Below are 8,402 nucleotides of genomic sequence, written 5' to 3'. Positions count from 1 at the left end.
CCACCCAGAACACCCCCACCAACCCCGACACCACCCCCCTCCCCGCCACCGACCCACCCACCTGGCCCACCTCACAAGCACCCGTCCCCGCACCGTCCTCGACCTACGTGCTCGCCTACGGCGCCCACCTCGACGGCAACGTCGGCCTGGTGTACCTGGAGCCGCTGCCGCCGGCGGTGGTCGACGGGCTGCACCAGCAGGTGATGGCGGCACTGGGGCTGGCGCACGCGCCCGGTACGCACCCGGTGCGGGAGCAGTTGCGGGCCGTGGCGAGCGGCGAGCAGCTCGTGCTCAACCTGCCGTACCTGCGCGGGAGTCTGGGTTTCCGGATCACCCTGCGGGTGGACGGCCGGGAGCGGACGGTCGACCTGCGGATGCGGCTGGCGAACCCGGTGGCGGCGGCCCGTTACGGGCAGGCGGAGGGCGCCGAGCGCGACGTGCGGGTGGAGCGACGCGGCATCGGTACGCAGGAGTCGGTGTCGGCGGAGGCGTCGGGCACGGTCCGTACCCTGCTGCTGCCCTGGACCGGGCTGTTCCCGGTGACGCGGGCGATCCCGGTGCGCGGGGTCGACGTGGCGCTGACGCTGGCGATGACGCTGAACCAGCTCTCGTCGACGTCGTCGGTGACGACGGTGGTGCAGACGACGTCGGCGCAGCGCAGCAACGAGCCCTCGGAGCCGTACGACTTCCAGGCGGCGTGGGAGGTGCGGGTGGACACCCCGCGGCTGGCCCCGCCGGTCACCTGGGGCGCGGCGCGGACGCACGGGCCGGTGACGTTCTGGTTCCCGCAGCACCTGGCGCGGGACGAGGAGGGCGAGCTGCCGGAGGCGGCCGACCTGGACGACCTGCCGGTGTGGGGCGTGGACACGGTGGCGGAACCGCAGCGGCTGCTCGCGGAGGCGCTGGCCTTCTTCGGTACGGAACTGAGCGCGCTGGACGAGGACTCGGCGGCGGAGCTGGAGACGTTCCTGTCGGAGCCGCTGCTGCGGGGGACGCTGCCGATGCAGCGGGACCGGGGTGTGTTCTCGCCGGTGCTGCTGGACACGTCGGGGCGGGCGATCGGCATGTTCCAGCTCCGTACCGAGGTGGAGGTGGGGCCGCCGCTGCGGCGGAGCGTGGCCGGGAAGATCAACCTGGAGAGCCATCTGACCCAGGTGGTCAAGCTGGACTCCCAGTCGCGGTTCAGCAGCGGGCTGAGTCTGTCCGGCAGCGCCGGTCCGGCGCTCACCGCGGACCGCGCCCAGGGGCATCCGGACGCGGCGCGGCGGCCCGGCGGCGGTGTGCTGGGCCGGCTGTCCGCTCAGGCGGGGACGCACGAGGACCTGGTGCAGAGCGGCAGTACGGCGCTGATGCACGCGGTGCGCAGCAACCGCAGCCACCTGCTGGCACCGGCCTCGGTGCGGCACACGCTGGTGCTGCACCTGCCGGGCGGCGGGCGGCGGGAGTTCGCGCCGCCGGACGCCTGGCCGCGCGGCATGCACCTGCGGCTGCTGACCGCCGAGGACGCCCGGGGCCACGCGCCGTCGGCGGAGGAGCTGCGGCGGCTGCCGGCCGAGCTGGAGCATCTGCGGTCGGTGGGCACCACGGTGACGCCGCTGGGCGTGGAGGGCGCCGCGCCGCTGTTCGTTCACGCCGAGAACTGGCTGCGGCGCGAGGGTTTCCTGCCCGGCGACGTCCAGGAGCGCACCCGGGTGCTGCCCGACGAGGCTCTGGTGCAGGCGCAGTTGAACAACCTGCGCCGGTTCGAGCAGGCGCGTTCGGAGGTGGGGCAGCGGGCCGCGACGGACGCCATGGTGGACGGCGGCCACTCGCTGTTCCTGGAGATCCCGACGGCGACCGGGTCGCGCCGGGTACGGCTGGTGCTGAGCGCGGTGCGGGGCGCGGGCCCGAGCGTGCACAGCCGGGTACTGCCGGACGTGCAGGGCATGGGCGTGGCGTCGCTGTCGGCGGCGGGCACCGACCACCGGGGTTCGTCGTACGGGGTGTCGTACGGCGGCGGCGGGTCGTTCGGGCTGCCGCGGGGCTCGTGGACGCTGGGCGGCACCGGGGACTACGTCCGCGGCCACCAGGTGCGGCACGACAACAGCGCGCAGTCGGCGGTCGGCCACGACCAGCTGTTCATCGGCAGCGGCGCCGGGCAGCGCAGCGAGGTGTTCGAGGTGCCGGCCGAGCTGGCGCTGGACCTCTACGAGGGGCCGGGCGACCAGCCCTCGGTGCGGTTCGCGCACGACACGGTGGAGCAGCCGTACGTCCCGCACGGCACCGCGCCGGCCGCGCCGCAGGGTCCGCCGCCGGACCGGGTGCCGGGTACGCTGCGCCTCTCGGTGCCGACGCACCGGACGCTGCCCGCCGACGCGCCCGTGCCGGCGGCGCCCGCGGCGCCCACGCTGCGCGCGGCCACACCGGCCGACCGGGACCTGCTCGCGCTGACCGACGACCACGGTGCGCCGCTGCCGGACACGGTGCTGCTGCCGGACGACGCGGTCATGGAGGTGTTCCAGGCGTCCGCCGCGCTGGAGCGGGCGTTCGGGGCGGTCCTGGGCAACACCTACCCGGGCCATCCGGCGCGCGGACTGCTGGACGACGTACGGGACGCGGTGGCCGGACGGACCCCGGCTCCGGTGGCGCGGGCCGGGCGGGCGCTGGGCGAGTCGCTGGCCGGCGCGGCGGCGACCGATCCGACCACGGTCGCGGCGGAGATGCTGTCCGCCGCCCGCAGCCCCGCCGCCCTGCTGGCCCGCGGCCACCAGGTGTTCAAGGGCGCCTACGTGGTGGAGGGCCTGACCCTGCCGGGGCTCGCCGCGGACGAGGTGCTGTCCGTGGAGATCCGCGGCGCGCTGCGCCGGCCGCGGGCGACGGAGGGCTTCGCGCAGTACTTCGAGACCGGCCTGAGCGCCACCGACGGCGCCGCGCAGCAGCGGGGCGCGGCGCGCACGGCGCAGTGGGCGGGCGGTTTCCGCGCGGTCCGCAACACCTCGTCGGCCCAGTCCCCGGCCGCCGACCAGGCGGCGGGCAACGACGTCGACGACGTACTGGTCACCCGCGCCGAACCGCAGCAGGCGGAGCGGAACGGGGAGTCCGCGACCCGGCCGGGCAGCACCCTCAACCCGTCCGCGCGCTACACCCGCACCGCCCGGCGCGAGCAGTCCCGCGCGCTGGGCTCCACGACGGCCGCGTACCGCACCGCTACCGAGAGCGGCACCCAGCACCGCGTCACGGCCGACGCGACGCTGCTGGTGACGTTCCGGCGGGGGCGGCGCAACATCGTCGGCAACGCGTTCGGGCAGGGCGAGAGCCGGGCCGTGACGGTGGCCGTGGACCTGCCGGACGCCGTGCGGTTCCTGACGACGCCCGCGCAGATCCGGCGGCACGCCGCGTTCTTCGCGCGGGTGGCCGGGCTCACGGTGCCGGACCCGATGGTCGGCTCGGTGCCGCTGCCACGCCGGTTCACGGCCTCCCGGGAGGTCGGGTTCGGCAGCGTCCTGGCGGTGGACGAGTTCACCGACGCGACGCGGACGGTGCGGCGCACCGACGTACTGCGGCAGCGGCTGCTGGCGCTGGTGGAGGCGGAGGCGCCCGGGGTGACCCGGCCCGGTCACTCCGCCTATCTGCCGGGCGTGGCGACCCGCGTCGCGGACCTGGCCTCGACGGCGGGCCTGCGCACCCTGGCGGGCCGCGGCCCGGGACATGTGCAGCGCTTCCGCTTCCGCTACCTCGGCTACGGCGGTGCGCAACTGGTGGAGGTGACCCTGCGCACCGAACCGGACGCCGACGACCACGCGCTGCGGCAACTGCGCGGCCACCCGGTGGCGTCGGGCGCGGGCATCGAGCAGTTCCTGGCCCATGTCCCGTCCGCGGTGACCGACCGGACCGCGCGCAGTGTCCGGCACAGCGGCTTCGTCCAGCTCCAGTCGCGGTTCCCCCGGCCCACCGGCGGCCCGCGCACCGACCGGGCGGGCGCGCTGCTCAGCGCCGACACGACCCGCGGCAACGCCGTGCGCGCCACCCGCGCCGCCGAGGACCGTTTCTGGCTGCGCAGCGACAACGCCGCGGACTTCGAGGGCGTGCCGTACCGGGTGGTGGCCGAGGTGCGCTCCACCCCGACGGCGCAGTGGCTGCTGGACCTGCCGGGCAGCCTGTTCCAGCACGGCGTGCTGAGCCTGACCGACGCGGACGCCACGCTCGCCGACCGGATCACCCACCTGTTCAGTGGCCGTCCGGCCCGGTCGGCCACCGTGCACACCGCCGCCGCGCTGCGGTTCACCGGCAGCGAGACGGCCGACCCGGCGCCCGAGCAGCCGCCGGTGCCGGTGGCGCGGCACACCACGCGTCCCACGGTCGCCGGGGACCGCTTCGTACCGCACGGCCCGGCGCCGGTGTTCGCCTTCGACGGCGGCGCCGAACTGGCCGCGGCGCTGCGCGAGGTGGCCCCGGCGCTGACCCGGTCCTGGCGCTCGCTGACCACCTCCGGCTCGGCGGACGCCACGGCGGTGCGCGTCGGCGAGCTGATCCAGTCCGGCGCCCTCTCGCTCGACCACCCCCGGGGCCCGGCCGGCCTGACCACCACGATGCCGGGCGCCTACCCCTTCCAGGGCGCGCCGGACACCCCGCCCCGCCTCTCGGTGGAGCTGTACCGCCCGCGTCCGGTCACCGACACCGGCGATGTGACGGTGGACCGGCTGCGGCTGAGCACGTTCAGCGCGGGCTCCTCCTCGCAGGCGGGCGTCACGGCCGGGCTCGCGGCGCAGGGCGGGCTCAGCGCGACCGACGACAACCGGCAGATCGTCAACTTCACCGTGCCGGTGCTGGCCCGCCAGCCGCAGGCCCCCGGCCCGGGCGCCACCATCAGCGGCACCCGCCGGGACTGGCTCAAGCACGGCAACACCAGCACCCCCGAGGGCGCGCGCGGCACCCGCAGCAACGAGATCCTCGCCGACGCGCTGATCACCGTGCACGGCCCGGACGGTGTCCGGTACGTGACCGGCACGGTACGGATGCGCCCCCTGGAGCGCGACGTGCTGGGCCTCGGCGTCACCGGCGCCCGCACGGACGCCGGGGTGTTCGACGGTACGGCGCTGGCCCGCGAGGCCGCCGACGCCCGGGTCCGCGCGGCGGGTGCCCCGGCGGACGCGGTGGCGGACGCGGTACTGCGGGACTGGCGGCGGCTGCCGCTGCGGGATCTGCCGGGGCTGCTGGCGGACGGCGTCCGGGCGAGCGGGGACGACGGCACCCCGCAGCTGTGGTTCGCCGTGGACGGCGGTCCCGAGCAGACGGCACGCGCGGTGTACGCGGCCTCGGGCACGGCCGCGCTGCTGGGGCGGCCGGTCGAGCTGGCGCTCCGCGACGACGCGGGGGTGCGGTTCCGCCGCTTCGACGCGCACGGGGAGCCGGAGCGCGCCGGGGACGAGGAGCACGAGCCCGGCTGGGAGGCCGTGCGGACCCAGGTGGCCGCGCTGGAGGAGGCCGCGCGGGCGGAGGAGGCCGCACGGGCGGCCGAGGCGGGCTCGCTGGCCCGACTGCCGGACGCGCGCCGCACGGTGGACGAGTCCCGTCCCCCGGTGACGGCGGCCGAGCGGGGGCTGGCCGACGCCCGCGCCGCCGCCGGCGCCGCCCAGGACGCCCGTACGGCGGCGGAGCGGGCACTCACCGCGGCCGAGCGCGCGGACCGCGACCGGCGCACCCGCGTCACCGAGCTGACGGCCGACGTCCGCGAACGCGCGCACCGCGCGGCGGAGGCGGACGAGAACGCGGTGGAGGCGCGGCGGAGGGTTGGCGAGGCGGAGGAGGCGCTCCGGACGGCGGAGGCCGCGCTCCGGGCGGCGCGGGACGCGGAGTCCCGGGCCGACGGGGCACGCACCGGCGCCTCCCAGCGCGGCACGGACAGTACGTCGTCCAGTGCACCGTCCAGTACGTCATCCCGTACGTCGTCGAGTGGTTCCGTCTCCCGGCGCGCGGCCCGACGGGACCAGGCCCGTGCCGCGCTGGCCGACGCCCGGACGGCGGCGGAGGCGGCCGGCCGCGCCGCCGACGCCGCCCGGCACGCCGCCGAGGACGCCGAGCGCCGGCTCGGCATGGCCCGCGACGCGGCGGGCGCGGCGGCCCGGGCCCTGGACACCGCGCGGGAGACGGCCGGGACGGCGAGGCGGGCCGAGGAGACCGCCCGGGAGGCCCTCACCGAGGCGACGGCACGGCACGACGCGGCGGTCGCCGCCCGCGACGAGGCGCAGGAGGCGTTGACCGCCCTCGAACGCGAGGTCACCGCGGCCCTCGCCGAACAGACCCGCCAGGCGACACGTCAGCGCGACGCCCAGAACGGCCTGACGGACGTGGTGACCCTGCTGGAGGCGGCGCGGACGACGGCGGGCGACGGAACGGTGGCGCTCCCGACGGGCTCGTTCGCCCGCACCCCCGCGGGCTGGCCACGACGGGGGGCGCGACCGGCGCCGGTACGGGCGACGGACGTGGAGCCGGAGGACTCGTCGGACTCCGAGGAGGAGCCGGAATCCGACGACGAACCGGAATCCGGCGAAGAGCCGGCCCCGGAGGAGGACCCGGCGTCCGACGACGAACCCGAATCCGAGGACGACCCGGAAGCGGACGACGAACCCGAATCCGACGAAGACCCGGTCGCCGAGGAAGAGCCGGTGTCCCGTGGGGAGCGCCCCGACTCGTTCGTCCGCTCGCTCTCCCGGCTGCTCACCGACTCCGGCGCCACCCCTGCATGGACCCGGTCCCGCGATCCGCACGGCGCGCTCCGCGCGTGGGCGCGGCAGGACGTCGCGTCCCGTGGGGTGCCGGACGACGCGCCGCTCCCGGACGACGACAGCTCGGTGAGCATCGACGACCTGGCCCGTATCGGCGCGCTCACCGAGTCGCTGCGCGCGCAGTCGATCCTCCAGAACGGCCAGGTGACCGTCGGGGACGCCGGACTGACCGACTCCGCGCGCCTCGAACTGCTCCTGGCCGCCCCGGACACCCCCGACTACGTGGCCACCTTGGCCGCGCTGGTGGCCCGGCGAACCGGACGACCGGTGCGGGTGCTGGGCCCCGGCGGGACGGCCCTCACCTTCGGACCGGAGGACGGCACCGCGCTGATCCTGCACTTCGACGGCAACCGCTTCTCCTCCGTCCCGCTCGCCGCGGACGACGACTGACCGCTTCTCGGAAGGAACACCATGTCCGGCAAGAACAACCCGCAGCACGAGGCCGCGGCTCAGGCAGCGCTTCCGGCTAGCCAGGCCGCGTCGGAGGAGACCCCGACGACGCCGCCGCAGACGAAGAAGGAGACGGCCCCGCCCGCCCCCGCCGAAACCGGAGCCGAACCCAAAGCCGATCCCAAAGCCGAAACCGGAACCGAAACCGGAACCGAAACCGGAACCGGAACCGAGCGGCAGGCTGCCTCCGAGGCCACCCCCTCCTCCCCCTCCCCCGCCGCCGATCCGGAGGGACCCGAAGCCGCAGCCGCGACGGAAGCGGCGGAGGCGGCCGGCCAACAAGACACCGCCGCCGCAACCACCACCGCCGAGGAGAAGGCCACGTTCCCCCGCCCCTTCGGCCGCCCCTCCCGGGGCCTGCTGGCGGGCGCGGCGATCGCGGGGGCGCTGCTGGTCGGAGTGCCGTTCCTGGTGGCCGGGGTGCTGGACAGGTCGGGCTCGGACGACGGCGGCCCGTCGGACAAGGTGGCCAACGCGGGCACGGTGCTGGACGACGGTGCGAAGGACCCCGCGGCGGGCGCCTACGACTCGGCGGCCCCGGACCCGTCTGACCCGTCCTCCCCCTCCCCGAGCGCCGGCAAGGGCGACGGGGACGACGACAAGGGCAAGTCGGGGGCGGGCGCGGCGGCAGCGGCGGGAGCCGGAGCGGTGGCGGAGAGCCCGGAGGAGACCCCGAAGGCGACGGAGAAGGCGACGAAGAAGAACTCCTCCGCGTCGAAGAAGACCCCCACCAAGCCGACGGTGACGGCGACGGTGACGACGGCCCCCGGCACCACGCTCTACAGCCATGCCTCGAACCGCTGTATCGAGATGGCTTCCCACAAGGGCTCGGACGGTTCGCCCCTCCAGATCGCCGACTGCAACGGCAAGAACTACCAGAAGTGGGACTTCCGCTCCGACGGCACGATCCGCTCGATGGGCCTGTGCATGGACGTGGCCTGGGGCTCCCACGCCAACGGCGCGGTGATCCAGATCGCCTGGTGCAGCGGCAACCCGGCCCAGCAGTTCGTGCTGAACGGCAACAACGACCTGGTCAATCCGCAGTCCAACAAGTGCGTCGACGTCAAGGACGAGAAGACCGCCGCCGGCACGCCCTTGCAGCTCTGGGACTGCAACGGCCAGGACAACCAGAAGTGGAGCACCCGCTGAACACCGCCGCTTCGCCCCGGTCACCTGGCGGAACCACCC

At 76.1% G+C, this 8,402-nt stretch carries 2 protein-coding genes; both read left to right on the top strand.

Translation table 11 applies throughout. From position 1 onward, the window contains the following. The first annotated feature begins 107 nt into the window (after positions 1 to 107). Positions 108 to 7,154 (top strand): hypothetical protein, encoded by a 7,047-nt coding sequence (locus J7I94_RS33810; protein ID WP_251076141.1) that lies wholly within the window; start codon positions 108 to 110, stop codon positions 7,152 to 7,154. Between the two features lie 21 nt (positions 7,155 to 7,175). Beyond that, positions 7,176 to 8,363 (top strand): RICIN domain-containing protein, encoded by a 1,188-nt coding sequence (locus J7I94_RS33805; RefSeq protein ID WP_215173472.1) that lies wholly within the window; start codon positions 7,176 to 7,178, stop codon positions 8,361 to 8,363. The last annotated feature ends 39 nt before the right edge of the window (positions 8,364 to 8,402 follow it).

The sequence above is a fragment of the Streptomyces sp. ISL-12 genome, from assembly GCF_018614415.1.
In the GTDB taxonomy this organism is placed as follows: domain Bacteria; phylum Actinomycetota; class Actinomycetes; order Streptomycetales; family Streptomycetaceae; genus Streptomyces.
This window is presented reverse-complemented; position numbering and strand designations above follow the sequence as displayed.